Annotated in this window: 21 protein-coding genes; 9 read left to right on the top strand and 12 right to left on the bottom strand. The window is 66.5% G+C overall.

Annotated features, from left to right (window positions below; translation table 11 throughout):
* Positions 1-2 precede the first annotated feature (2 nt).
* From WEG36_05290 to WEG36_05275, 4 genes are all read right to left on the bottom strand, one after another.
* Positions 3-2,288, bottom strand: coding sequence for a response regulator (locus WEG36_05290; protein MEX1257014.1), 2,286 nt, complete (start codon positions 2,286-2,288; stop codon positions 3-5).
* A complete protein-coding gene (locus WEG36_05285; GenBank protein ID MEX1257013.1) occupies positions 2,288-2,746 on the bottom strand; it encodes a response regulator in 459 nt (152 codons plus the stop codon). The genes WEG36_05290 and WEG36_05285 overlap by 1 nt, the downstream gene beginning before the upstream one ends.
* A complete protein-coding gene (locus tag WEG36_05280; protein MEX1257012.1) occupies positions 2,743-5,001 on the bottom strand; it encodes a PAS domain S-box protein in 2,259 nt (752 codons plus the stop codon). The genes WEG36_05285 and WEG36_05280 overlap by 4 nt, the downstream gene beginning before the upstream one ends.
* Positions 5,002-5,085: 84 nt before the next feature.
* A complete protein-coding gene (locus WEG36_05275; GenBank protein MEX1257011.1) occupies positions 5,086-5,700 on the bottom strand; it encodes a response regulator transcription factor in 615 nt (204 codons plus the stop codon).
* 206 nt (positions 5,701-5,906) lie between these two features.
* On the opposite strand from WEG36_05275, the gene WEG36_05270 reads away from it, so the two are divergent.
* Positions 5,907-7,667, top strand: a complete 1,761-nt coding sequence (locus WEG36_05270; protein MEX1257010.1) for a sodium:solute symporter family protein — start codon at positions 5,907-5,909, stop codon at positions 7,665-7,667.
* Here the strand turns inward: WEG36_05270 and WEG36_05265 are convergent.
* Positions 7,659-10,079, bottom strand: coding sequence for a prolyl oligopeptidase family serine peptidase (locus WEG36_05265; protein MEX1257009.1), 2,421 nt, complete (start codon positions 10,077-10,079; stop codon positions 7,659-7,661). The two genes, WEG36_05270 and WEG36_05265, sit on opposite strands and share 9 nt — an antisense overlap.
* Positions 10,080-10,341: 262 nt before the next feature.
* Positions 10,342-11,796, bottom strand: a complete 1,455-nt coding sequence (locus WEG36_05260; GenBank protein ID MEX1257008.1) for an aspartate kinase — start codon at positions 11,794-11,796, stop codon at positions 10,342-10,344.
* Between the two features lie 154 nt (positions 11,797-11,950).
* Between WEG36_05260 and WEG36_05255 the strand changes: the two genes are divergently transcribed.
* Both WEG36_05255 and WEG36_05250 read left to right on the top strand, forming a co-directional pair.
* A complete protein-coding gene (locus tag WEG36_05255) occupies positions 11,951-13,423 on the top strand; it encodes a sodium:solute symporter (protein ID MEX1257007.1) in 1,473 nt (490 codons plus the stop codon).
* A gap of 1 nt (position 13,424) precedes the next feature.
* Positions 13,425-14,372 carry a BadF/BadG/BcrA/BcrD ATPase family protein gene (locus WEG36_05250; GenBank protein ID MEX1257006.1) on the top strand — a complete coding sequence of 316 codons (948 nt, stop codon included), beginning with the start codon at positions 13,425-13,427 and terminating at the stop codon, positions 14,370-14,372.
* Here the strand turns inward: WEG36_05250 and WEG36_05245 are convergent.
* The 5 genes from WEG36_05245 to dapB are packed head-to-tail and all read right to left on the bottom strand — an operon-like array spanning position 14,369 to position 18,228.
* The gene (locus WEG36_05245) at positions 14,369-15,181 is read right to left on the bottom strand and encodes a hypothetical protein (GenBank protein MEX1257005.1); all 813 of its coding nucleotides are present in this window, start codon (positions 15,179-15,181) and stop codon (positions 14,369-14,371) included. The two genes, WEG36_05250 and WEG36_05245, sit on opposite strands and share 4 nt — an antisense overlap.
* 54 nt (positions 15,182-15,235) lie before the next feature.
* Positions 15,236-15,700, bottom strand: a complete 465-nt coding sequence (locus WEG36_05240; protein ID MEX1257004.1) for an Lrp/AsnC family transcriptional regulator — start codon at positions 15,698-15,700, stop codon at positions 15,236-15,238.
* A complete protein-coding gene (locus tag WEG36_05235) occupies positions 15,697-16,563 on the bottom strand; it encodes a 2,3,4,5-tetrahydropyridine-2,6-dicarboxylate N-succinyltransferase (GenBank protein MEX1257003.1) in 867 nt (288 codons plus the stop codon). Before WEG36_05235 ends, WEG36_05240 begins: the two co-directional genes overlap by 4 nt.
* Positions 16,560-17,462 (bottom strand): 4-hydroxy-tetrahydrodipicolinate synthase, encoded by a 903-nt coding sequence (gene dapA / locus WEG36_05230; GenBank protein MEX1257002.1) that lies wholly within the window; start codon positions 17,460-17,462, stop codon positions 16,560-16,562. Before dapA ends, WEG36_05235 begins: the two co-directional genes overlap by 4 nt.
* Before the next feature lie 4 nt (positions 17,463-17,466).
* Complete coding sequence (dapB, locus tag WEG36_05225; GenBank protein MEX1257001.1) at positions 17,467-18,228, bottom strand: 4-hydroxy-tetrahydrodipicolinate reductase; 762 nt, start codon at positions 18,226-18,228, stop codon at positions 17,467-17,469.
* Between the two features lie 288 nt (positions 18,229-18,516).
* Here dapB and WEG36_05220 point away from each other — a divergent pair, with 288 nt between their 5' ends.
* Positions 18,517-18,972 carry an Hsp20/alpha crystallin family protein gene (locus tag WEG36_05220; GenBank protein ID MEX1257000.1) on the top strand — a complete coding sequence of 152 codons (456 nt, stop codon included), beginning with the start codon at positions 18,517-18,519 and terminating at the stop codon, positions 18,970-18,972.
* Positions 18,973-19,051: 79 nt separating this feature from the next.
* Here the strand turns inward: WEG36_05220 and WEG36_05215 are convergent, their stop codons facing one another.
* Positions 19,052-19,870, bottom strand: coding sequence for an inositol monophosphatase family protein (locus tag WEG36_05215; protein ID MEX1256999.1), 819 nt, complete (start codon positions 19,868-19,870; stop codon positions 19,052-19,054).
* A 170-nt stretch (positions 19,871-20,040) separates the two neighbouring features.
* Here WEG36_05215 and trpS point away from each other — a divergent pair, with 170 nt between their 5' ends.
* The 5 genes from trpS (at position 20,041) to WEG36_05190 (ending at position 26,298) form a co-directional block, all read left to right on the top strand.
* A complete protein-coding gene (gene trpS / locus WEG36_05210) occupies positions 20,041-21,051 on the top strand; it encodes a tryptophan--tRNA ligase (protein MEX1256998.1) in 1,011 nt (336 codons plus the stop codon).
* Positions 21,048-22,169, top strand: a complete 1,122-nt coding sequence (locus tag WEG36_05205; protein ID MEX1256997.1) for a PilT/PilU family type 4a pilus ATPase — start codon at positions 21,048-21,050, stop codon at positions 22,167-22,169. Before trpS ends, WEG36_05205 begins: the two co-directional genes overlap by 4 nt.
* Before the next feature lie 15 nt (positions 22,170-22,184).
* Positions 22,185-23,117: a dihydrodipicolinate synthase family protein gene (locus tag WEG36_05200; protein MEX1256996.1), complete on the top strand. Its 933-nt coding sequence runs from the start codon at positions 22,185-22,187 to the stop codon at positions 23,115-23,117.
* A 95-nt stretch (positions 23,118-23,212) separates the two neighbouring features.
* Positions 23,213-24,508: an adenylosuccinate synthase gene (locus tag WEG36_05195; GenBank protein MEX1256995.1), complete on the top strand. Its 1,296-nt coding sequence runs from the start codon at positions 23,213-23,215 to the stop codon at positions 24,506-24,508.
* 191 nt (positions 24,509-24,699) lie between these two features.
* Complete coding sequence (locus tag WEG36_05190) at positions 24,700-26,298, top strand: TolC family protein (protein ID MEX1256994.1); 1,599 nt, start codon at positions 24,700-24,702, stop codon at positions 26,296-26,298.
* The last annotated feature ends 70 nt before the right edge of the window (positions 26,299-26,368 follow it).

The raw sequence follows: 26,368 nt of genomic DNA, 5'->3' as shown, positions 1-26,368 counted from the left end.
GGTTAGTCGAGAATCTCGCGGACCTTTCTCGCGAGAGTGGCTGGGCTGAACGGTTTCTGCAAGTACGCGACGCCGGGAGCGATTACCCCATGCCGGACGACGGAATCGTCCGTGTACCCGGACATGAAGAGCACCCTCGCCGAGGGGAAGAGAGGTTCGAAGCGCTTGGCTAGCTCGGGACCGCTCATCTCTGGCATCACCACGTCCGTGAGCAGGAGATGGATGGGCTTCTTGCGGCGCTGCGCGATGCTCAGCGCCACGACTCCATTGGGCGCCTCCATCACCTCGTAACCCAGCCGCGCCAGAATCTGCCGGGCCACTTCGCGTACGCCAGGGGCGTCCTCCACGAGGAGAATCGTCTCGCCCCGACCCTCTGGGGGAGGCGCCATCGCCGGCGCCCCGTGCTCCTCGTCCACTTCACCGGCGAGGGGAAGGTAGATCTTGAACGCCGCCCCCCGATCCGGTTCGCTGTAAACCCAGATGAAGCCCGCGTTTTGCTTGACGATCCCGTATACCGTGGCGAGTCCGAGTCCAGTCCCCTTGCCGACGGCTTTGGTGGTGAAGAAGGGTTCGAATATCCGCTCCTGTGTCGCGGCGTCCATTCCAACGCCTGTGTCACTCACAGAGAGGAGCCCGTACCATCCAGGAGTCACAGGATTGCGGTTCCCCACGTCGTCATTGCTCAGCTCCACCCGCCGAGTTTCGATCGTAATGGAGCCGCCCTTCGGCATCGCGTCGCGGGAGTTCACGGCGAGGTTCATGATGACCTGCTCGAGTTGGCCGGGGTCAATCAGGACGCTCGTTCCACCCGGGTTCATCAGGGTCACGAACTCCACGTCCTCCCCCACCACGCGTCGCAGGAGCTTTTCGGCCCCGCCGACGACTTCCTCCAGCGTCACCACACGCGGCTCGATGACTTGCTGGCGGCTGAATGCGAGGAGCTGGCGGGTCAGCGATGCGGCTCCGTCGGCCGCCTTACGAATCTGTTCGAGGTCTTGGTGCCGGGGATCGGATGAGCCTAGGTCTTCCATCAAGAGGTCGGCGTAGCTCGCGATCACGGTCAGGAGGTTATTGAAGTCGTGCGCAACACCTCCGGCCAGCCGCCCTACCGCCTCCATTTTCTGCGCCTGTCTGAGCTGGTCTTCCAGGAGGCGAACGCCGCTTATGTCGCGATACGCGGAGATCCGGACCTGCCGCCCCTCGAACTCGTGGAGGCGCGCTGTAGCCTCCAACAACAACCGACGGCCATCCGCAAGCGTCACGGAGAACTCGGTGCGGCCCTCGAAGCCGTCGGAGAGACGTGTCGCGGAAGCCGGGCGGTCGGCCACATCCACGAGGTCGAGCGCGGGCTGGCCGATCAGCTCCGACAACGGGCGTCCGACCAACGTCGCGAGTCCTTCGTTCGCGGCAATGATGACCCCGGCCTCTGTGATCACGACGGCGTCGAAGGTGGCTTCGATGAGCTTTCGAAACCGCGCCTCACTCTCCTCCAGCGCCTTCACGGCTTCCTTGCGAGCGGTGACATCCTCCTGGGTGGCGAGGAAGTGCGTGACCCGTCCCGACGTGTCCCGAATCGGTGTGATCGTCGTAGAGTCCCAATAAAGCTCTCCGCTCTTTCGGCGATTCCGGATCTCACCCCGCCACGGGTGTCCCGCCAAAGCGGATTTCCAGAGGTCGTCGTAGACGCCGGGGGGGACTTCACCCGATCGGAGAAGCCGGGGGGTCCGCCCGATGGCCTCTTCCGCGGTAAAGCCGCTCGACTCGGCGAATCGGCGGTTCACCCACTGGATCCGTCCGGCCAAATCGGTTATAAAGACCGCCGCTGGGCTCTGGTCCAGGGCGAGAGTCAGGACGCGGATCTGCTCGGAGGTGTGTTCCTGATACCGACGCGCACGGTCTTCCGCGAGGACGCGGCGGACCGCCAGTGGGAGTCGAGCCATGTGGTCCTTCGCCACATAGTCCGCCACCCCCTGTTTGATGCACTCGACGGCCTGCTCGTCCCCGAGCGTGCCGGTCACGAGTATGAAGGGGGTCGTGACTCCCCAGGAGCGAATCTCCCGGAAGGCTTCCATCCCATTCCACCCCGGAAGGCGGAAGTCCGAGAGAAGGACGTCGAAAGACTTGCCTCCGATGGCCTCTCGAAGCTCCTCGAACGTGCCCGCCACTTCCGCCTCGACCTCGAATCCCGAATCCTGGAGCACGTGAACGCAGATCTCGGCGTCCGCTTCGTCGTGTTCGACGATGAGGACGCGGAGGCGCTCGCGGTGACCTCGCTTGGGCCCGGCCATCAGGTGCCCCCGTATTCCCGGCCCGGAGGGCGCTCGTTCACTCCGAGCCAATATCGCGCCATGAGGCGGATCGTCTCACGAAACCGTTCAAAGTCTACGGGTTTCTGCACGAAGCTGTTGGCGCCCAGGCGGTATGCCGTCCCGACATCCTGCTCGAGCCCCGATGAGGTGAGCATGACCACGGGGATCCGCGCCGTCCGCGGGTCCTCGCGCAACGCCAGGAGCACCTCCAGTCCGCTGACTTTGGGGAGCTTCAGGTCGAGAAAAATCACCCTTGGCAGGGAGGCCGCGACTCGGCCGGCGTGCGCGCCGGGGCCGCGAAGAAACTCCAGCGCTTCTTCCCCATCATGCACATGGCGCACCTTGGTTACCCCCTCCTCGGCGAGGAAGAGGAGGATGAGTTCGGCGTCGCCGGGATCGTCCTCGACGAGGAGGAGCTCGACGGCCGGCTCGATCATCGACTTTCGGCCGGATCCGCTTTGCCGGCGGGTCCGAGTGTGAAAGTGAAGGTCGCTCCGATGCTCTTTTCGGCTTGGGCCCAGATCTCGCCACCGTGCTTGTGGACGATCCGTCGAACCGTCGCCAGTCCCACGCCGCTCCCCTCGAATTGATCCGCGCGATGGAGCCGCTGAAAGACGCCGAAGAGCTTGTCCGCGTACTTGGCATCGAAGCCGACTCCGTTATCGCGGACAAAAAACGCTTGCGTCCCTTGTCGCTTGCATGACCCGACCTCGATCACGGCGACCTCCCGAGGGCGCGAGTACTTCACCGCGTTGGAGAGGAGATTCGTGAAGACGATCCGCACGAGCCCGGGATCGCAGTCGGCCACCGGTAGCTCGCCCACTCGCCATTCGATCTTCCGGTCCTTCGCGTCCGCCTTGAGATCTCCAATCGTCTCCTGCACGACGGACTCCAGGGGGGTCGGGCGGACCCGGAGGTCCTGTCGCCCGACACGCGCCAGGTAAAGGAGGTCATCCACGAGCTGGCCCATGTGCCGGGTTCCGTTCTCGATCCTTTGCATGAGGTGGTCCGTCTTCGGATCGACGTCGTCCCCGAGGTGTTCGCGAAGCACCTTTGAAAACCCGTCCACCTGTCGGAGCGGGGCACGAAGGTCGTGCGAGACGGAGTAGGTGAAGGCTTCGAGCTCCTCGTTCGCGGTCCGCAACGCATGCTCTGCGGCGACGAGACGAGAGATATCGCGAGCCTCCATCACGATGTAGGCGACCTTTCCGTCGGCCCCCGCGATCGGGACCAGGCTGAAGCTGACCGGAACCTGCACGTCGAAAATCCTGAAGTTCTCTTCACCAGTGACAGTGGTGCCGGAAAGCGCTTCCTCGAAGGCTTCGGCCATGCGAGTCCGAAGGTCGTCGTCCCACGACCACCAGGGGGCATCGGCGAAGGCCGTTTCGAGTAGTGCATCGAGGGAAAGCCCGCTCGCCTCCTGGGCGATGCGATTCACGAGGAGGATCGTCCCGTCCCAGGCGACCTTGGCATTCAGGGTAGACATCGCGTCCAGATATTCCTGAACCTCACGGCGAGCCTCGGACTCCCTCCGAAACCTACTCTCCGTATTCTTCCTTCGCCGTTCCTCGCTCAGCTTGCGTTCGCTCACGTTGCGGATCGAGGCGGTGACGAGGGTTCCTTCCTCCGTTTCGACGGGACTCAAGCTGATCTCGACGGGGAACTCCGAGCCGTCCTTCCGCCGTGCCCAAAGGTCGAGACCCGTCCCCATGGGGCGCGCGTGCGGATCGGAGAGATACCCTGTGCGATGGCCCGGGTGAACTCCTCGGAAGCGGGTCGGCACGAGCGCGTCCACCGGCTTTTCGATGAGCTCGTCCCTGGTGTAGCCGAAAAGTTGTTCGAGTTGAGAATTGACGAGAGCGATTCGTCCCGACCGATCCACGATCACCATCGCGTCCGGCGCGGATTCGAGGAGCGCGCGGAAGCGAGCTTCGGTTCGCCTCCGTTCGGTCACATCTCGAATGGAGGCGATGGCGAACACTTCGTTCCCAACCTCAAGTGGGCTCAGACTGATTTCCACGGGGCACTCCGTCCCGTCCTTCTTGAGCGCCGAGAGCTGGAGCCCGATTCCCATGGCGCGGGTCCGCGGGTCCGCGAAGTATCCGCTTCGGTGCGCCGAGTGGGTGTCGCGGAAACGATCCGGTACGAGAAGGTCCACGGGTTTCCCGAGAAGCTCTTCGCGCCCGTATCCCAGGAGTCGCTCAACCTCGGGATTCACCAGCGAGATGCGCCCGCCCCGATCCACGAGCACGATCGCGTCCGGAGCGGCTTCGATCACACCACCGAAACGAGTCTGGAGGATTTTCGCCTCCCTCTGGTACCTAATCGGGGTCGTGTCCCGTTCGTTCGAGATCAGGTAGCGCGACCCGGCGCGGTCGTTGATGGCTTTCGCCACGACGTCCACGTACATGAAGAGACCGTCCTTCCTGCGGCGGACTCCCTCGTAAATCGTAGGGCCTGGAGCGGCGGCGGCTTCGGTCCACTTGCGCCTCTCCTCTTCGGACTCCGATGGAACGATGGTGTCGAAGACGGACTGGCCAATCGCCTCTTCCGCAGTGAACCCGAAGAGGTCGGAGGCCTCCGAATTCCAAGCGACGATCTCGCCGTCCGGGCGAGTCGAAATGAGAGCCCCGAGCAGCTCCTCGAGGAGCTGCTCACCCAGAGGAAGAAGGGGGGGCAATCCGCGTTTCATTCCGGATCCGGGCCCCGAATGGCGGGTGGGCCTGCTCGGACCGAAGATATGCGCCAACTTGAACTTGTGGTATCAGGGTTTTCCTTAGGGCGCTGGCATGGGGTCTTCGTCTCCGGCGGAGATGATGCCGAGGCGAAGGGCATACCGAACGAGGCTAGCCAAGTCGGGGAGGCCGAGGCGCTTCATCGCTTCGGTGCGGTGGGTTTCCACCGTCTTTACCGAGAGATGCAGCCGTCTCGCGATTACTTTGGTGGACGCGCCGGCCGCGAGGAGCCGAAAGACCTGCCACTGCCGGGCGGAGAGTCGCTTCAGGGGCTCCCGAAGGTGTACGGCGCGTGCGATCGCGTCGCCCAAGCGGAAGAGCTCGGACTTGGGGATATAATCGGCGGCGCCGGACTGGAGGCAGGCGACGCCGACCCGGTCGAGGCTCCCCGAGACCAGGAGGAATGGGCAACCGGGGTGTTTCTCGCGGACGACTCGCATCGCGTCGAGAGAGTTGAAGTCTGGAACTCCCCGATCGGAGAGGACGATATGCGGAGTGGATTCCCGAAGGGCCTGACGGAAAGTGTTCGAGTCGGACGCCCAGGCCACGCGCACCTCCGGATCCGCTTCCTGGAGCCGGTGGGTGATCAGCTCCGCATCCAGGGGATCGTCTTCCAGGAGAATGGCCCGAAGGGCCCCAGAGGGTCGTTTGATCATTAGAAGCACCCAGCGTAAGGCTCAACCACGAGCGTCACAATCGGGAAATCCCTGAGGAGTGCGCCTGGGGTCGCGCGGGGCACGGGCAGACACGGGCGGCTCCTGCGTAACGTATCCCCCTTTCCCACCAGCGTACCCTGCTCTAACCTGCGGCAGCGTTGGAATCCACCAGGTTTGTTAACCCCCACGGGCCCTACGGGCAAGAAATGACCGGACTCGATTGGTCCATCATCGTCCTTTACTTCGTCATCGCGGCGGCGATCGGGCTCGCCCTCTCGAAGCGCGGAGGGCGGTCGATGTCCGAGTACTTCGTCGGGGGAAGGGCTCTGCCATGGTGGCTCGCGGGGACTTCGATGGTAGCCACCACCTTCGCCGCGGACACGCCGCTCGCGGTGACGGAGCTGGTGGTCCAGTACGGCGTCGCAGGAAACTGGCTCTGGTGGAACATGGTGATGAGCGGAATCCTGACCGTGTTCTTTTACGCGCGCCTTTGGCGGCGAGCCGGCGTGCTGACCGATGTCGAGTTCACGGAGCTTCGTTATGGAGGGGAACCGGCGGCGATCCTGAGGGGATTTCGGGCCGCATACCTCGCCCTGCCCATCAATCTGATCGTGATGGGGTGGGTGAATCTCGCGATGGTCGAGATCACGGTGGGCGCCCTCGATATCCCGCGGTGGTCCGCTCTCCTGGTTTGTTTCTTCCTCGCCGCGAGCTATTCGGTGGTGGCGGGGCTCTGGGGCGTCGTCGTCACCGACTTCTTCCAGTTCGGGCTCGCCTTCGGTGGGGCGGTCATTCTCGCCATCTTCGCGGTGGACGCGGTGGGTGGGATCGCGGGGCTCGAGGAGGGAATCGCGGGCGTGTACGGTTCGACCGAAGCGGCGCTCTCACTCCTTCCGCTCGAGGGCGCGACCTGGATGCCAGCCATGACCTTCGCGGTTTACCTCGGGATGAACTGGTGGGCTTCCTGGTACCCGGGGGCCGAGCCCGGGGGCGGAGGCTACGTCGCCCAGCGGATCTTCGCCGCGCGGACGGAGCGGGACGGACTCCTCGCCACCCTCTGGTTCAACGTCGCGCATTACGCGGTCCGTCCCTGGCCCTGGATCCTGGTCGCGCTCGCGTCCACGGTCCTTTACACGGATCTCGACAATCCCCGCCAAGGCTACATCCTCGCGATCGTGGACCTCCTTCCCCCGGGGCTCACGGGACTCCTCCTGGCTGGATTCGCTGCGGCGTATATGTCCACGATCTCAACTCAGCTGAACTGGGGCGCGAGTTACCTGGTCAACGATCTCTACGCGCGCTTCGTGAAGAAGGACGCCAGCGAACGCGAGCTCGTCCGGGTCTCCAGGGGGGCGACCGTTTTTCTCATGGTCGCGTCCCTTCTCGTGACCACCGCGATGACCTCCATCGAGGGCGCATGGCGTTTTCTCCTCGCGATCGGCGCCGGGACGGGATTGGTCCTCATCCTCCGCTGGTACTGGTGGCGGATCAACGCCTGGTCGGAGATCTCCGCGATGGTGGCATCGCTCGCCGTCAGCCTCTTCCTCTGGTTCGGAGCGGGGCTCGATCCCGACGAGCCCTCCCAGTGGGCGACGATCATGATGGGGACGGTTCTGGCGTCGACCGCGGTGTGGTTGGCCGTCACCTTCGTAACGAAGCCCGAGCGCGCGGAGGTTCTCGACCGCTTTTACAAGAAAGTGCGTCCCGGGGGGCCGGGTTGGTACCAGGTCGCGACCCGGCTCGGATACGGAAAGGAAGGGATGGACGGCGGACCACTGAACTGGACGAATTGGGTCGCGGGGGTGACGGCCGTTTACGCGAGCCTCTTCGGGACCGGAAAGCTGATCTTCGGCGAAACCCGCGACGCATTCATCTTCCTTGTCCTCGCGGGTCTCTCCTTCGCCTGGATCGCGCGCAATCTCCGCGGCATGCCCGCGGACCGGGTGCTCGAGGAGCGGTCACTGTAAGGCGAGTGGGGGACGGCTCGGCGGCGCGTTCTTCACGTAGGTGTCCAGCCAGGTCAGCGTCTCCCAGAGCACGTGGAGGTTGGACTCGCGGGCGGCATACCCGTGCGCTTCGTGCGGAAGGGTGACGTAGCGCGCGGTGGCGCCATGACCCTTGAGGGCCATATAGAGGCGCTCCGACTGGATCGGGAACGTGCCGGAGTTGTTGTCCGCTTCGCCGTGAATCAGGAGAATCGGCTCGTCGATCTTATCGGCGTGGTAAAAGGGCGACATGTTTCCGTACACATCAGGCACCTCCCAGAAGGTGCGCCGTTCGCTCTGGAAACCGAAGGGCGTCAGCGACCGGTTGTACGCTCCACTTCTTGCGATCCCCGCCCTGAATAGATCGGAGTGCGCCAGAAGGTTGGCCGTCATGAAGGCGCCGTAGCTGTGGCCTCCGACCGCGACTCGGTCTCGATCGGCGATGCCGAGCTCCACCGCATGATCGACTGCGGCCCGGGCGCTCGACACGAGCTGCTCGACGTACTGGTCGTTGGCCGTCTCGCCGGGTCCGACGATCGGCATGGAAGGACCGTCGAAGATCGCGTACCCCTGGGTGAGGAAGAGGAGGTGGGAGGCGCCCGTGACCGGGGTATACCGGTTCGGCGAACCCACGACCTGGCCCGCCGCGCCGGGGTCCACGAATTCGCGCGGATAAGCCCACACCAGCATTGGCACTCGATCCCCTTCCTCATAACCGGCCGGGAGGTAGATCGTCCCGCTCAGGGGGAGGCCGTCCTCCCGCGCGTAAGTGACGAACCGGCGATCGGCCATGGCCTGCGTGATCTCCGGGTGGGGATCGGCGAAATCCGTGACCGCCTGCATCGTCCCGGCCCCGAGATCCCGCACGAAATAGTTCGGCGGGTTCGTTCTCGTCTCCCTTCGCGTGATCACCCTCGTGGCGCCATCGTCGAGCAGACCCACGACCGTCTCGTAGCTCTCGGTGTCGCTCCGGAAGAGGCGCTCCGTCGCGAAATTCTCGAGGTCGAGACGGTCCAGGAAGGGAAGGTCTCCGTCGGGTGAGGCGCCCGCGCCGGTGAGGTAGATCGCGTCGCCGTCCTGCAGGATGGCGCCGGTGCCGGGGCGAAAAACCGGGCTCCCAGGATTGCCGTAACTGTCCTGCTGCGGGCGATCCCACAACTTGCGCGGCTCGGTCCAATTCGCGCTCATCACCCAGGTGCGCGTCGTCCGAGTGTCGCGGTCGTTTTCGGTGAGCAGGATGAGGCCCTCCTCGGTCCAGCTCGCCCCCCCGTATCGGTACTCGGTCCTCGCCACCTCCATTGGAGTCCCTGTGAAGGGCGGGATCAATGTGAGGACCCGGTCGCGGTGCGGGACGCTGTTTCGGAGATCGCCCCCATCCAGCGCCTCCACCCAGACGAGCGTGGCTGGATCGAGCGGAGCCCATCGAACCGAGCGCGGGCCCGTGATCACTCCGTTGATCGGCACGGCATCCCGCGTCGGAACGTCGGCGATCGTCCGGAGGCGCTCCCCACCGCGGTTCCAGATCTCGATATCCTGAGGGAACCCGCCCCACGTCAACAAGCGTGAGAAAGGCCGCTTGATTCTCGTGATGAGCAGGTACTCCCCGCCCGGTGCCGCCGCTGCAGTGACCAACCCAGGGAGACCCACGATCGTGCGGCGGCCCGTCGCCGCGTCCACGAAGGCGAGTTCGCTCGTGAAGTGATATTCGAACAGCGCCTCATCGTGTGCGCTGGCGAGGAGATCCTGGTACGTCGGAATCGGGCCGGGCGCCCCGAAGTTTTCCTGGACGTTGGGGCCCGCCGGCGCGGCCGGCAGGCCCGGCGCCGGCCCGCGTCCCGGTGGGACGAAGGTGCAAAGGAGCGAAGCGCTGTCATTCAGCCAGTCGCACCCGCCCACCAGCGGGTTCAGGGCAGCGTCCACTCTGCGCGTCTCGGCGGTCGTCACATCCCCGACATACAGGTCCACCCGCGTGCCGGTCGTATTCGTGAAGGCGAAGCGACGGCCGTCCGGTGAGAATCCCAGGAATGCGACGTGTGCACCTTCGGGTACCTGGACTCGTCGCTCGGCACCCGTAGTGATGTCACGAAACGTGATTCCCGTCCCCGCGGGGGCGCGCTGCGGTCCGTTGGTGGCTGGATTGACCCGAGTTCCGGCCAACGGAAGCATGGGCATGGCCAATTCGGCGATGGAGGGCATGGAGCGCCGCGGGAGGAGCGCGATGACGTCGCGCGACGGGCTCGTTGCCACCTCCGGGAGCGGCTCCGCATCGAGGACGTCCAAGATCGCCTGTGGAGGCACCTGGTAGGCGGGGCCATCGGCCTGGTCCTGCGCGAGCGCCGGCGCCGCCTGGACGAACACAAATAAGGCGACGAGCGCGCAGAGTCGAGTGCTCATCGGGGGCCTCCTGATGGGACGCAGTGACGGGGCATCCAATGCCTCAGGGACATTCAAGGGCAAGGTACGCCTGCCCTCCTGGAGGGACAAGCAAAGACGCGGGGGGTGTTGGGATGGGCCGTCGGGGCGGCGGGGTGGAGGGGGGAGGACTACGCGACCGTCCAGGAGCGGAGGACGAAGATAGATTGCGGAGGGGATGGATCCGCGGATGGCAGGGAGCGGAGGCCTCCCCCCTCCACCCCGCCGCCCCGCAACCTGGCCCCTAGTCCCGCCGTTTCGCGAGCTCTTCCCACGACGGTCCGAAGATGTCGGGGTCCGCGGTCTTTGGAATCAGGATCTCGTGCAGATCCCGCACCAGCCGGTCCGCGCCCTCCTCGTCCACGACGACGGTGAAATTCAGGTCGCTCGCCGCCTGGCTCATCAGGTGGATCCGGTGCCCCTCGAAGGCCTGCATCGCCGGTCCCATCCCGTGGAGGAGGTCCCGGATGCGGCTCCCCACCAAGCTGACCGCGGCGCAGGGGCGGATGATCTGGACCCGGCAAAAACGTCCCAGCGCGCCCTGAAGGCGGCCCAGGAGCTGATCGTCGAGAAGGGTCGCTCGCGGATCGAGCGAGACGGTGACGGTCGTCTCCGAGGTCGACACCAGGTCCACGGAAAGTCCGACGTCTCGGAAGACCGCGAAGGCGCGGGCGAGGAAACCCACTTCCTGCCACATGCCCAACGTTTCCATCGAGACGAGAACGACCTTCTTTTTCCGGGAGATTGCCTTCATGTGTGCAGGTCCGGTCGCCTCCGCCGGGAGAATGACGGTGTTCGGCGCCGACGGGTCGTGCGTGCTCTTGAGGTGGATGGGGATCTCGCGGTCCCGAAGCGCCCGGATCGCGCGCGGGTGGAGGACCTGGCTTCCCGTCGTCGTGATCTCCTGGGCCTCCTGGTAGTTCAACCGCCGGAGGAGACGCGCCGTCGGAACGATGCGCGGATCCGCGCTGAACATTCCCGGGACGTCGGACCAGACTTCGAGCCAGTCCGCTCCCCACTTCCCGGCGAGATACGCGGCCGCCGTGTCCGAACCGCCGCGCCCGAGGACCACCGGCTCTCCGGAGGCGTTTTTCGCGATGAACCCCTGCGTGAGCCCGAACCCGGGAATCGAGTCGAGGCGCCGCCGCAGCGCCGGATCGAAGTCCGGGCTGCACTCCGCCGAGAGCCAGATGGCGTTTCCGGTTTGCCGCTCCGTATCCACCGCGGGAAGCAGCTCGCCAGCATCCAGCCATTCCACGGGAAGGTCATGGGCCCCCAGATACGCGGCCCCGAGTCGCGTCGAGAGCCGCTCCCCGAAGGTGAGGATCCGAGCGCGAATTCGCGCGGTCACCTCCGCCAGGAGCGCGATTCCCTGCGCGCTTTTTCCCAGCTCAGCCAGCTCCTGGGCGAGGAGGGCGGGGCCGTCCACTCCGAGTTCCTCGCAGAGCCTGTAGTGTTTCTCCTCGAGGCCCCGGAGAACCCCCTCGTGGCGGCCCGCCATCGCCTCTTCAGGGAGACGCTCGAGGACGTCCGTGACGCCGGCGAGTGCCGAGTGCACGATCAGGAGCCGCTGTCCCGAAGCGGTGCGGGTCCGCACGAGGTCGGCGATGGTGTTCCACCCGCCGAGCGAAGAAACGCTCGTGCCGCCGAACTTGAGTACGACGCGTTGCGAGGGGGTGGCGCTGGAGTCTGGTGTCATGGGCGAGTAAGAGAATAATGAATTCCCTTCGAAGGACCAGCGCCCCTCCGGTTCGAAGGCCGTGCCGCACCTATTCAGGGGTCCGTCCCCCCGGTTAGCTTCCCCCCCGTTCGTTGGGCCGCCCCGCTGACCCGGATGCGAAGGAAGCGAGCGCATGGGAGCCTTCACCGGATTGGATGTCGCCGTCCTCCTCGTCTATCTCCTGGGGGTGACGGCCTGGGGTGCCTGGCTCGGACGCAACCAGCGCGGGGGGCGGGGATATTTCCTCGGGAATCGCGAGCTTCCCTGGGGCGCGGTCCTCCTCTCGGTCGTCGCCACGGAGACGAGCACCCTCACCTTCCTCTCGATTCCCGGAGTCGCCTACCTGGGAAACCTCGCTTTCCTCCAGATCGCGCTGGGCTATGTCGTGGGGAGGACCGCAGTGGCTGGAATCTTTCTCCCCGCGTACTACCGGGGCGAGCTGAACACGGCGTACGCCCTGCTCGGAAAACGCTTCGGGGAGACGACGCGGCGATTCACCTCCGGAATCTTCCAGATCACCCGGCTTCTCGCGGACTCCGTCCGGCTCTTCCTCACCGCGATCCCCCTCGCCCTCATTACCGGATGGCCGTATCCGACTTCGATCGTGGTGATCGGAGTCGCGACGCTCGTGTACACCTATTTCGGGGGGATCCGGGCCGTCGTGTGGGTGGATGCGCTCCAAATGGGGCTTTATCTCGTGGGAGCGATTTGCGCCCTCGTCGTCCTCCAGGGGGCGATTCCGGGCGGATGGGGAGCGGCGCTCGACACCGCTTCCGCGGCGGGGAAGCTCACCTGGCTCAACTTTTCCTTCGATCCCTCCATCGCATACACCTTTTGGGCGGGGCTGATTGGTGGCGGCTTCCTTTCCATGGCATCCCACGGGACCGACCAGCTCATCGTCCAACGCCTCCTGACCTGCCGCGACCTGCGCGCGTCGCAGCGGGCCCTCGTCGGGAGCGGAGTCGTGATCATCGTCCAGTTCGCCCTCTTCCTCCTCGTCGGAGTCGGGCTCTGGGTCTTTTACGGAGGACGCGAGTTCACCGTCTCCGATGAGATCTTCGTCACCTTCATCATCGCGGAGCTCCCCCCGGGAATCACCGGGCTCCTGATCGCCGGGGTCTTCGCCGCGGGGATGTCTTCTCTCTCCTCCTCCATCAACGCGCTCGCTTCGGCTTCCGTCTACGACTTCTGGATACCGCTTTCGGGGAAGGGGGAGGACGACTTGCGGGCGTTTCGTGCCGGGCGGGTCTTCACCCTCGTCTGGGCATGCCTCCTGATCGGCGCAGCCGTGGCGTATATCCCCATGGCAGAGGGATCCACGGCCGTCGAAGTCGCGCTCCAGATCGCGTCGCTCGTTTACGGCGCATTCCTCGGCGCATTTCTCCTCGGCGTGCTCGGGGTGAAGGCCTCGGGGCGGTCGGTCATGGTGGGGATGACCGCGGGAATCGCGGTCGTCACTTCTGTCTGGCTCTTCGGCGACGGGGCGGTCGGCTGGCCCTGGTTCGTCCCCATCGGAGTCGTGGTGACGCTCGGGGCCGGACACATCGCCGGGTTGATCGGGGGCGACGGGAAAAAGGCGCCCGCACGAACCCAAATCACAGATTGAGATGACGGAACCCGGATCCGAAGGATTCCTGGGAGTGGACGGAGGCGCCACGCGCACCCGGTTCCTGCTGGCGAACGCGGCGGGCGAGGTGCTGGCGCGAAGCGAAGCGGGGGGAAGCCTGCTTGGCGTCGGGGAAGACGAAGCGATCGCGGTGCGGATCGGAGAGGAGGCGCGCAGCCTCGCGGGGGCCGCGGGGCTCGAGCTTCCCCTCGCGGCCCTCTGCGCGGGACTGGCCGGGGCCGCCGGCCGGCCTCGGGCGAGGGCGGAGTGTGCGGCGAAGCTGGAAGCGCTCGGCGTGGCGGGCCGGGTCACTCTGGCCTCCGATGCGGAGGTGGCCTTCGAGGATGCCTTCGGCGAAGGAGACGGGATTCTCCTCATCGGCGGGTCGGGGTCCATCGGGCTCGCACGCTCCCTCGCCGAGACCGGGGATCCAGCCCTCCGACGCGTCGGAGGATGGGGCGCGCTCCTCGGGGACGAGGGAAGCGGCTACGGGATCGGGCTCGCCGGACTCCGGGCCGCCGTGGCGGCGTCCGAGGGAAGGGCCCCCGAGACCTCCTTGCTCGCGGCGCTGTACGAAGTTCTGGACCGGGACTCCGTGCGAGCGCTCTTCGAGTGGACGGAGGCCGCGGACAAGCCCGCCATCGCGGCGCTCGCGCCCGCGGTGATCGAAGTGGCGCGGGAAGGCGACCAGGTCGCCGCGCGAATCGTGGACGAAACGATTCAGGGGCTCGTTGCCCACGCTCGAGCCCTGCGAGGACGGTACTTCTTCACCTCTCCGCCACCTTCCGTGGCGCTTGTGGGAGGGCTCGTCCAGGACGGAGGGCCGCTCCGAAGCCAACTGCGCCGCGCGCTCGAAGCGGAGGCGTTCGAGGTCGTCGCGGCCCCGGTCGTTCCCGTTCGCGGGGCCGCGCGGATGGCCCGGCGCCTCGCCGTGGGAGAGGTTTCTTAGGGGACGAAGTTCGAGAGACGCACCGGCACGGTGAATTCGAAACCCCACACCGTCCGCCCGCCCGCCGAGGTTCCCTGAAGCGTCCCCGTTCTCGCGTTCGAGGAGAAGAGGGAGATCGAATGCGGCGACCCCGGAATGCGCGCCTGCAGTCCCGCGCCCCAGACGGTCTTCGCATCCTTCACCGCATCCCCGTCGAGCGTCCCCGCGTCTGCGGAGAGAGCGACGCCATCCGTCAGGCTCAGCACGATCCCTCCGCCCGCGAACCAGCCGGGGTCTCCCGAGCCGAGGGCGTCGGAGAGTCCGCGCACGACGGCGATGAGGCGGATCCCGTTGCCTGGAAGAGATTCCCCGGGATTGGCCCAGAATCCGAGCGAGAGCTCGCCGTCCAGGCTTTCGGCGAAGCCGCTGTAGCCAGCCGTGATCGCGGCGTCCAGGCGACCGAGCTCGGGCGCCCAACGCCCGAAGATCTCCCACTCGTTGACCTCCCCGGCGCCGGCCGGAGCCCGGGTCGCATAACGCCCCGCGACGAGCGTTCGTCCGGGGAGCGGGACGCCGAAGAGGAAGGTCGGGGAGTTCACCACGGCCTTCCCGTCGGTCGAGTCGACGAACCAGAACCGATGGTCGAAGTGGAAGGCCTGCGTCCCCGGGGTGCCGATCCATCCGCCCGAGAGGTTCGGGGTGCGACCCACGACCTCCTGGGAGTTTCCGGAAACGGGAAAGAGGCAGGCGGCGAAGAGGGCGACGCACAGGGCGAGGGGAAGTGCGTGCGTCCGGCCGCGCGAGGCATCGTTCGAACGAGGAAGGAACATCACTCTCCTCCGGTCTGGGGGGGCGGTCTCGGTTCCGATTCCAACTCCTTCTCTCTAACCCGCGACCTCGTCGAGAGGCAACGTGCGTGTCTCTTTGGCCGAGGTGAGCACGATCGTGGTGCGGGTCGAGGCGACCCCCGTGATCGTCTGGAGCCGGGAGTCGAGGAGCTCCGCGAGCGCGGTCGTGTCCCGCACGCGCACTTTCACGAAGAAGCAGTCCTCCCCGACGACGCGGTGCACCTCCTGGACCTCCGAAAGCGCGGCCAACGCCTGCGTGAGGTCCGGAGCCCGTGCACCCTCCCCTGTCTGCACGCGGACGAAGGCCACGAGCGCCCGTCCCACCGAGCGCGGATCGATCTTGGTCTCGTACCCCTGGATGACACCCGACTCCTCGAGCTTGCGGATGCGGTAGTGAACGGCGGAAGGTGCGAGGCCGATCTCCCTGGCGATCGCGGCGGCCGGCACGCGTGCGTTCTCCTGGAGGAGCCCGAGGATCTTGCGGTCGGTCGCGTCAATCATCGGAGCACCTCCTCGAGAGCGGTCGCCGCATCCGTCTTTTCGTCACGGTACTTCACGATGATCGGGGCGTACAGCTGGATCCCGTTGGCAAGGGCGTATTCGCCTCGCGCGGGCCGCGTCCCGGGCACGACAACCGCTCCCGCGGGAACACTCACGGGCCGTCCGGGGACGCTCCGATAGATCTCCCCCTTCACCAAATCCACGAGTGGGGTCGCGGCAGTCAACTGAACGCCGGGGGCGAGCACCGCTCTCGCTCCGACGACGACTCCCTCGAAGACCCCCGCGTTCGCCCCGACCATGACCTCGTCCTCCACGACCACCGGCCGAAGCCCGACCGGCTCGAGCACTCCACCGATCTGCGCCCCCGCGCTCAGGTGCACGCGCGCGCCGATCTGGGCACAGGAGCCGACGAGAGCGTGGGAGTCCACCATTGTTCCCTCCCCGACCCAGGCGCCCACGTTCACATACGCGGGGGGCATGATGACGACACCTGGGGCCAGATAGGCCCCAGCGCGCACCGAGCTTCCGCCGGGAACGATCCGGACTTTTTCTTCGACTCCCCGCGTTCGCCGAAGCGGAAGGGTATCGCGGTCGAAAAACTGAAATGCCGCGGATCCGTTCCCGCCTTCCGGGTAGGGTGCGGTGACTCCTGCTCGAAAGGCGAGGAGAATCCCCTCCTTCACCCATCGCACCGCTTCCCAGCTATCTCCCTTCCGCTCCGCCGCGCGCACTTCGCCTCGCTCCAGGGCGCGGAGGAGCCGGGCCACCGCGGCTCGGGCCGCGTCCCGGTCCTCGAGCGGGGACTGGCGCGCGAGCGCTTCGATCGCGTCGCGCAGCGCGGGTAGATTCTCCCGTGCCGTCATGATCCGCTGCCGAGGAGGCCTAAGTCGGCGAGCGCCTGGCGAAGGCGACTGCGCGACTCTTCACCGAGCGGGGCGAGGGGACCTCGAAGGAAGGGGCCCATCAAGCCCATCATCTGAAGCGCGGCCTTCAACGGAACCGGGTTGCTCTCCAGGAAGTTCGCCCTCAGCAGGGGAAGGAGGTCGTAGTGGACGGCGCGTGCCCGATCGAAGTCCCCCGCGAGCGCCGCGGAGACGAGCGCTTTCATTCGCCCCGGCACCTCGTTGGCGGCCACGGACACGACACCTTCTCCGCCCAGGGCCATGATCGGGAGGGCGATCCCGTCGTCTCCGGCGAGGACGAGAAATCCCTCCGGGCGGTCGCGCACGAGCGTCATGACCTGGTCGAGATCCCCGGAGGCTTCCTTCACCGCGACGACCGGCTCGAGCTCGGCGAGACGAAAGACCGTTTCGGGACGCAGGTTCACCCCCGTCCTGCTCGGCACGTTGTAGAGGACGACCGGGAGACCCCCTCCGGCATCCACCACCGTCTCGTAATGCCGCCGGAGCCCCTCCTGCGAAGGGCGATTGTAATAGGGCGTCACGAGGAGGAGGCCGGATGCACCCTCGGCGCGGGCCGTGCGCGCTAGGGCGACGGAGCCGGAGGTGCTGTTCGTTCCCGCGCCCGCGAAGACCGGGACGCGGCCGGCGGCGACCGCGACGCAGGTGGCGACGATCCGTCGCTGCTCCTCCGGCTCGAGCGTGGCGCTCTCCCCGGTGGTCCCGCAGGGCATCAGCACGTCCACCCCGCCTTCGATCATCCGCTCGACATGGCGTTCGAGCGCGGGGAGGTCGAGCGATCCATCCTCTGTCATCGGGGTGACGAGGGCGACGGAGAGTCCAGCGGGCGACGAAAGGGTCATCGGATCAGGCCGGGGCGCGCCCGGAAAGTAGATCGTCCATGAGGTCGGCGAGCGTATGGATTCCGGCCCGCCCTTCGAGCCATTCGGCGGCGAGCACGGCGCCGCGGGCAAGCCCCTTCCGGCTGAGGGCCTCGTGCCGCAGCAGAATTCGGTCGTCCGGACCCTCCAGCACGATTTCGTGAAGTCCGAGGATCTCCCCCGACCGTGTCACCGCGACCTGGAGGACGCGTGGATCCACTGCCTCCCCGTCCGGGAGAATCGTTTCCCAGCCTTCCTTCCGATCGAGAACGCGGACCAGGATCTCCGCCAGGCGGCGAGCCGTTCCGGAGGGGTGGTCGGTCTTGTGCCGGTGGTGCGCTTCGCGAAGGTGTACGTCGTAGTCGTCGAGCCCGTTCGCGATGTGCGCCGCGACCTCCACGACCCGGGAGAAGAGGAGCATCCCGATCGAAAAGTTCGGCGCGACGAGGAGCCCCGTCCCTGCTTTTTGGACGGCCGCCTCGACCTCCTTCGCCTGCCCCTCCCAGCCGGTCGTGCCCACGACGACCCCCACCCCCAGCGCCGCCGCCTTCCGGACGTTGTCGAGGACCGCGTCGGCCCTCGAGAAGTCCACCGCCACACGCGCTCCCCCGAGAGACTTCGCCGTGATCCCCCGTCCGCCCGCATTCGAATCCACGTCCAGGGCGGCCGTGATCTGGTGTCCGCGCTCCTTTGCGACCTCCTCCACCGCGCGACCCATCCGGCCGTATCCGAAGAGGGCGAGCTTCATCGCCCCCGACCCCCACGAACCCGGGGAAGCGCAGCTCCCGCGGAGGCGCTGAAGGGAGGGCTGCCCGGGTCGGCAAAAATGGCGGCACCGTCGGTCAAAGTGACAGTCTCTGTGGCAGTCAAGTCATTGTGCATGTGCGATTTGGCAGAACTCTGGCAGGTCCGGCCCGGCATGCCTTCTGCATGACGTGGTGGTCGCTTCGAGAGCGCGGGCCGCTCGGGCTTCACTCCCGTGGTCCGCACAATGTGTCACTTCCGACGAATAGGAGAAAGGAAGGAGGATCCGACCATGTCCATCACCCGCTATCGCGACCGCAACTGGCTTTCCCCCTGGAGTGACTTCGACGAGATGGCGAACCGCTTGAACAGGGCGTTCGCGGGGCGCGAGCTCGGCGAAGGGGACGGGACCGCCTGGCTTCCCGCGGTCAACGTCGAGGAGACTCCCGAGGAGCTCCTGCTCACGGCGGAGCTTCCGGGCCTTCGCCAGGAGGACGTCGAGCTCGAAATCGAGAACAATGTTCTCACCATCCGCGGGCGGAAAGAGGAGACCCGCGAAGAGAAAGGCGAACGGCGCTTCCACGTATGGGAGCGGCGCTACGGCGCATTCCAACGCTCGTTCAGCCTCCCTCGCACTGTCGCGGCCGATCAGATCGCGGCGAGCTTCGAAAACGGTGTCCTGCACGTAAGGATGCCGAAGGCCCCCGAGGCCAAGGGGAAAAAGATCGAGATCAAGAGCGAAGCCTGACGATTCGCTCCTCGAAATGGGATGCAGCCCCCGCCGGAAGCCTTCCTCCGTGAAGAGCCCCGGCGGGGGCTGCGTCTTTTCATCGGTCGCCGAGGAGGGCGTGCATCGCTTCGAGCAGCTCGGGGGAGTTCGCGGCGACAACCGATCCGCTCTCGTCCGCCGCGATCTGGCCCCCGCCGCGCCGGGTCGCGACGCCCCCCGCTTCCCGAAGGATCACGACGCCGGCCGCGATATCCCAGGGCGCGAGTGTCCCCTCCCAGAAGACGTCGAGAGACCCCTGCGCGAGATAACAGAGGTCGAGCGCCGCGGCCCCGCCCCGCCGGATCCCCGCGGTGGAAAGAAGGACCCGGGCAAAATCCTTCAGGTAGCCGGGGAGCTGCTCGGGGTGCTTGAAGGGAAATCCCGTTCCGATGAGGGCCGTCGAAAGATCGCGTAGCGGGGACGTGCGGATTCGGGTGCCGTTTCGAAACGCGCCCTCCCCGCGGAGCGCCCACCACCGCTCCTCGGTCGCCTCGGCGATCACGGCCCCAGCCACGGCGTCCCCCCCGGTCCAGACGCCGACCGAAGCCGCGTAGGCCGGGTGGTCGTGAAGGAAATTCGTCGTCCCGTCGAGCGGATCCACGATCCAGATCGGGCCCTCGGCGTGGGATGCCGCCGGAGTCGAGGGACCCGTTTCCCCGTCGTCCTCTTCCGAGAGGATTCGGTGTTCGGGGTGCCGCTCCCGAATCACCGATAGCGCGGCGTGCTGGGCCTCCAGGTCCACTCGTGAGACGAAGTCGGCACGTCCCTTTCTCTGGACGCTCTCCCCCCTGAGCTTGCCGGCGTAACGACGATGGACGGTGGCGGCCGCCTCGGCGGCGCGAAGTGCAGTGGCAAGAAGGTCGGATTCGGAGGTCAAAGGCGGCTCGGAGGTGGGGTCGCACGGCCCTCGGGGGCACGCTAAGTTACCGGCTCGCCAGTCGAGGGACCAAACGGGAAGGAGCCTCCGCGCGCCTCCCCGCCGGGACCCCAGGGAAGACTCCTCCGCGGCGGATCCCGGGGGACCGGCAATCGGAGGAGCGGTCGAAGATGACGGGACCCGAGGCGCGCGCTCGCGTCTTCAGCGGGATGCAACCCACGGGGGAGGCCCATCTCGGGAATTATTTGGGCGCGCTTCGGCAGTGGGTCGCCCTCCAGGACCGCCACGAGTGTTTTTTCTGCATCGTGGACGAGCACGCGATCACCGGGGACTTCACGCCGGCCGAGCTTCCGGCGCGGATCCTCGACCTCGCCGTGAGCTTCCTGGCGGTCGGACTGGATCCCGGGAAGTGCACCATCTTCGTCCAGTCCGACGTCCCCGAGCATGCCGGGCTCGCCTGGCTCCTGAACGCGGTCACGCCCCTGGGTGAGCTGGAGCGGATGACGCAGTACAAGGACAAGTCCTCGCGCACCGAGTCCATACCGGCCGGGCTTCTGAACTATCCCATCCTCCAGAGCGCGGACATCCTTCTATATCGGGCGGCCCTTGTCCCCGTAGGCGAAGACCAGCTCCAGCACCTCGAGCTCGCCCGAGAGGTCGCCAGGCGGTGGAACGCGCGTTTCGGAGAGCTCTTCCCCGAGCCTCAGCCCATCCTCTCGAAGGCGGGGCGGATTCTCGGGCTCGACGGAGGTGCGAAGATGAGCAAGTCCCTCGGAAATACGGTCGGAATTCTCTCCGAACCGGAGGAGGTGTGGGCCCGGGTGCGCACGGCGGTCACCGATCCTCAGCGGGTCCGGGTGACCGACCCGGGCCGGCCCGAGGTTTGCAACGTCTTCACCCTCCATCAGCACTTCACCGATCCGGCGCGCCTCCCGGACATCGCGGAACAGTGCCGGGGAGCGACGCGCGGATGTGTGGACTGCAAGCGGATCCTCGCCGACTCGATCTCGGCGCACTTTGCAGAAACGCGGGCCCGCGCGAACGAGCTGAAGGCGAATCCGGTCCGGGTTGTCGAGATCCTCGACGCGGGCGCCGAGCGTGCGCGCGCGGTGGCACGTGAAACGATGCAGGCCGCGCGGGAGGGCATGGGAATGAACTGGCGGAAGGGAGGCGCTTCATGATCGAGATCTTCAAGGCCGCGATCCAGCGCGGGGCGAGCGACATCCACATCAAGGCGGGGGATGTGGTGCGCGCGCGCGTGTTCGGTCGGCTCATCCCTCTCAGCGAGCAGCGGATGAGCCAGTCGCAGGTGCGCGCCCTCGCGGTGAAGCTCATCCCGCACGAACGGGACCGGGAGCGGATCGACGAGATCTCGGACTACGACTGCTCCTGGGGGATCCAGGGGATCGGACGCTTCCGCGTGAACATCCTTCGCCAGCGGGGAACGTACATGATCGTCATGCGCGTCCTGCCAATCGAGATCCCGACCTTCGAAGACTTGCGCATGCCGAAGGTGCTCGAAAAGGCCGCGGAGAACGAGCGTGGTCTCGTCCTCGTGACGGGGGTCACCGGCTCCGGGAAGAGCTCGACCATGGCCGCGATGGTCGAGCATATCAACCGGGGGATGCAAAAACACATCGTGACGCTGGAAAATCCGATCGAATTTCTCCATCGCGATAAAAAGAGCTCGATCACCCAGAGGGACATCGGGACCGACACGGCCTCGTTCAGCTCGGGCCTTCGTGCCGCGCTTCGCCAGGACCCCGACGTGATCCTCATCGGCGAAATGCGAGACACGGAGACGATAGACATCGCGCTCAAGGCCGCCGAGACGGGGCACCTGGTCATCTCCACGGTGCACACCCAAAACGCGGTCCAGACGATCTCGCGGCTCATTTCCGTCTTCAACCAGGAGGAGCAGGAGATGGTGCGGATCCGCCTCTCCGAGACCCTCCAGGCCGTGGTCTCCCAACGCCTTCTTCCCCGAGCGGACGGGGAAGGACGGGTCGTCGCGGCCGAGGTCATGATCGTGACGGGAACGATTCGCGACTGCGTGAAGGATCCACACCGCACGCACGAGATCCCCGATCTCATCGAAGAGGGGCGGGACCACTACGGCTCGCAGAGCTTCGACCAGCATCTCCAGGAACTCGTCCGAGACGGGCTCGTGGACTTCCGGGTCGCGAAGGCCGCGGCCACGAATCCCTCGGACTTCGAGCTCAAGATGAAATTTCTCGGGGAGGGGGCCGCGAAGGATTCGAGTGGTGGGGCGGCCGAATCGACCAAGCTGTTCAGCTGACCGACGGAGAACTCAATGCGCCCCACCCCCGAGTCAAGTCCCCGCCTCGACGGGATCGTCGTCGCTTCGGTTACCCCCTTCGATCCGGCCACGGGGGATCTGGACATCCTCGCGCTCAGGGCGAATATCCGGAGTTGGCTCGCCACCTCGATTCGCGGGGTCTTGATCGGGGGCTCGACGGGAGAATCGGCGTTTATCGATTCGGACGAACGAGACGCCGCGCTCCGGGCCGCGCGTGAAATGCTCCCGCCGGAACGGCTTCTCGTCGCGGGAACGGGCGCCGAGTCCACACGAGAGACGATCCGGGGGACGAAGCGCGCCGCGGAGGCGGGGGCGGACCTCGTCCTCGTGCAGCCGCCCGCCTATTATCGGGAGTTGATGGACCGGGTCGCGCTCGAGGAGCACTACGCGCGGGTCGCGGACGCCTCTCCCGTCCCCGTCCTTCTCTACCAGCCTCCCCTCCGCGTTTCCACTGTGGAGCTCTCCACCCCCCTGATCGCATCCCTCTCGAACCATCCCAACGTCCTTGGCATCAAGGACTCGCGCGGAAATCTCGAGATCCTTCGCGAGATCCTGGCCCAGTCGGCGGAGGGCTTCCAGGTCCTCACCGGGTCGGCGGACCGCGTCGTCGGCGCGCTGGCGACCGGGGCTGTCGGGGCGGTGCTTGCCGCCGCGAACTTTGTCCCAGCGGAGTCGTGTGCCCTCGCGCTGGCGTACGCGGGGGGCCGGCTTCCCGAGGCGGAGAGACTGCAGCAAGGGCTCCTCCTCCTCGGAAAGGAGATCGTGGCGGCGCGGGGCGTCGCCGGAGTGAAGACGGCGATGGACCTCGTCGGGCTCAGGGGCGGCGTCCCCCGGCCTCCCCTCCGCCCGCTCGATCCGGAGGGGATCGCCGCGGTCCGCGCCGCGCTCGAGGGCGCCGGGGTCGTCTTGACACACCTGGTGGCCTGAAATACCCTTTCCTGAAGGATACTTCCGCCGTCGGCCCATCCCCCGGGGTGGGCTTTTTCGTGTCCTGATCCCATCCCCCAAGGAGCTGGAAGAACGTGGGCCACCGAGCCGCGGAGGGCCGCTGCGTCGTCGTCGTCGGGTGCCAATGGGGCGACGAAGGGAAGGGGAAGATCGTGGACGTCCTCGCCGAAGAGATGGACGTCGTCGCCCGGTATCAGGGCGGTCCGAACGCCGGACATACCGTACATGTCGGCGACTCGGAGTTCGTCCTCCATCAGATCCCCTCCGGGATCCTTCACGCGGGGAAGCGCTGCCTCCTCGGGAACGGGGTGGTCCTCGATCTCCTCCGCTTCTTCCACGAATACGATGAGCTGGCGACCCGTGGAATCCAGCTCGAGGGGCGGGTCGGGGTGAGCCTGCGCGCCCACCTTCTCCTCCCGTACCACCGGGTCATCGACCAGGCGTCCGAAGATCAGGCGGTGGAGAAGATCGGCACCACGGGGCGGGGAATCGGCCCCGCCTATGAGGACAAAGCGGGGCGTCGCGGGATTCGAGTGGCGGATGCCTTCGACGAGACGCGTTTCCTCGAACTTCTCGGGCGCGGGATCGCCCGTGCTCGGGCGAGCCTCTCCCAGCTCGGGCGGGAGGACGACGGGACGCTGGAGCGGGAGGTCGGGACCTGCCTCCGTCTCCGCGAACGGCTCCTCGAGATCGCCACGGACACCGGGGTCGAGGTGGATGCGTCCCTCGTGCAGGGGAAGAGGATCCTTCTCGAGGGCGCACAGGGGACCGCGCTCGATCTCGACCACGGCACGTATCCCTTCGTGACGTCTTCGAACACGACCGCCGCGGCCGCGGCCACTGGAATCGGGGTCGGACCCACGCGCATAGACGCGGTTCTCGGGGTGGTCAAGGCGTACACGACGCGGGTGGGGAACGGCCCGCTTCCCACGGCCTTCGAGCCCGAGATGGACGCGCACATCCGCGAGCTCGGCGGGGAGTTCGGGGCCACCACGGGTCGCCCGCGACGGTGCGGTTGGTTCGACTCGGTTCTGGCTCGGTACGCGGGCCGAGTGAATGGATTGACCGGTCTCGCGGTGACGAAGCTCGACGTTCTCGACACCCTCTCCGAAATTTCGATCGCGACGGCGTACCGCACGCCCGGCGGAGTGACGGAGGACTTTCCGGCCGACACTCATGGGTTGGACCGGTCCGAGCCGGTCCTCGAAGCCCTGCCGGGGTGGCAGGCCTCCACCGCGGAGGCGCGATCGATCGCGGATCTCCCGAAGAACGCGCGGCGGTACCTCGACCGGATGGAGGAGCTCACCGGCGCCCCCGTCGAGATGGTCTCCGTCGGTACCCGGCGAACCCAGATCATCCACGTCGGGTGAGCCCCCCGCAGGGGCAATCCCGGTTCGTACTCGGCGCCCCGGGCTAACATCCCGGTCCCCCCGCGTGTCATTCAGGGTAAGTGGGGTGCATCCCGCGGGATGCCGTGCGGCTCCCCGAATCCCGAAGGGCGAGCCCCCCGTAAGGCTACCCGAGGTCGGGACGAAACTCAGCAACTCGCAGAGGAATCATCGTGAAGAAAATTGTCCATAGGATCGGGATCCTGGCCCTGGCGCTCGCAGCTGGACTTCCCTCGATTCTCGAGGCCCAGCAGGTTCCCGCCGGAGCCGCGCTCGAACTCGATCCTTACGTGGTCGGCGAAGCGAGGCCCCCCGTGGACCCGGGAGCGCCCTTCATCGAGATGACGCTCCAGGAGGCGATTGACCGGGCTCTCGAGAACAATCTGGACATCCAGAGCGCGCGGCTGAATCCGCTCATCCAGGACTATTCGCTGGACGTGGCCCGGGCGGCGTTCACGCCGTCCATCAGCATATCCAGCGGCTACAACAACCGGACGAACCAGTCCACCAGCCAGCTCGACGGGGGCCAGCGCACGGTCAGCGAGTCGCTGACCTTCAACACGACGTTCACCCAACCCATTCGCTGGTATGGCGGTCGGTTTTCGACGAGCTTCAATAACTCGCGGAGCGAGACGAACAACTCGTTCTCGACCCGAAATCCGAGCTACAACTCATCCATCGGCTTCAGCTACACGCAGCCGCTCCTCTCAGGACGCCGGACGGACAGCCAGCGGACGGCTCTCGAGACGCAGCAGATCCAGCGTGACGTCGTGGACATCCAGCTCGAGAGCCAGGTCCGAAACCTCACGGACCAGGTCCGCGTAGCCTATTGGAACCTGAAGGCCCAGGTCGAACAGATCGAGATCCAGCGGAGAAGTCTGGCACAGGCGGAGCAGCTTCTGGAGAATAACCGAATCCGGGTGGAGCTGGGGACGCTCGCTGAAATCGAAGTCTTCCAGGCTGAGGCACAGGTCGCGAACGCGCTGCAGTCGCTCCTCAACGCCGAGATCACCTGGCGGAACCAGGAGCTCGCCTTCAAGCGGCTCCTGGTCGCCGGGACGCAGGATCCGCTTCTGGCTCAGACGATCGTCCCGACCGAGCTCCCGAGCTTCGAGGCGCGCGAGGTGGACATCGCCTTCGCGATCGAGAGGGCCCTCCGCGAGCGGACCGATATTCAGCAGCAGCGCCAGCAGAGGGCCATTTCCCAACTCAACCTGGCCGTGACTCGTGAGTCGCGGCTTCCGGACCTCAGCCTCTCGGCCGGCTATTCGCTCCAGGGCGTCGGAGGAAACCTCTTCGCGCGCTCCGGCCTCGGGGGTGAACCCGAGCTCGTCGAGGAGGGTGGGTACAGCGACGTCTTCCAATCCTTCGCCGACTTCGACGCCCCGAGTTGGAACGTGGGGCTGAACTTCTCCTATCCGCTGGGCACGAACGCGGGGAGCGCGAACTATGAGCGGGCGCAGCTCCAGCTGAGGCAGTCGGACATCGCCCTCCAATCCCAGGAGTTGGTGATCACCACCGAAGTGACGAACGCGGGGCTCGCCGTGGGGAACACCTTCCTTCAGCTCGAGGCCGCCCGCAGGAGCCGGGAGGCGGCCGAACGGAGCCTCGAGGCCGAGCTCACCCGCTTCAACGTGGGTGTTTCGACGAATTTCCAGGTCGTGACGACGCAAAATTCCCTTACCTCGGCGCGCCAGGCCGAGCTCCGGGCGATCGTGAACTATGTGAACGCCGTCGAGGAATTCGAGCGGGTCCAGCGGGTCGGGAGGTAACTCCTTCGTCTCGTGCGGGCCTCCGGATATTTTCGGGGGTCCGCCGGCGACACGGCGTCCGCCGGGCCAA

Source organism: Gemmatimonadota bacterium, assembly GCA_040882465.1.
Taxonomy (GTDB): Bacteria; Gemmatimonadota; Gemmatimonadetes; order Longimicrobiales; family Gaopeijiaceae; genus JBBEBG01.
This window is presented reverse-complemented; position numbering and strand designations above follow the sequence as displayed.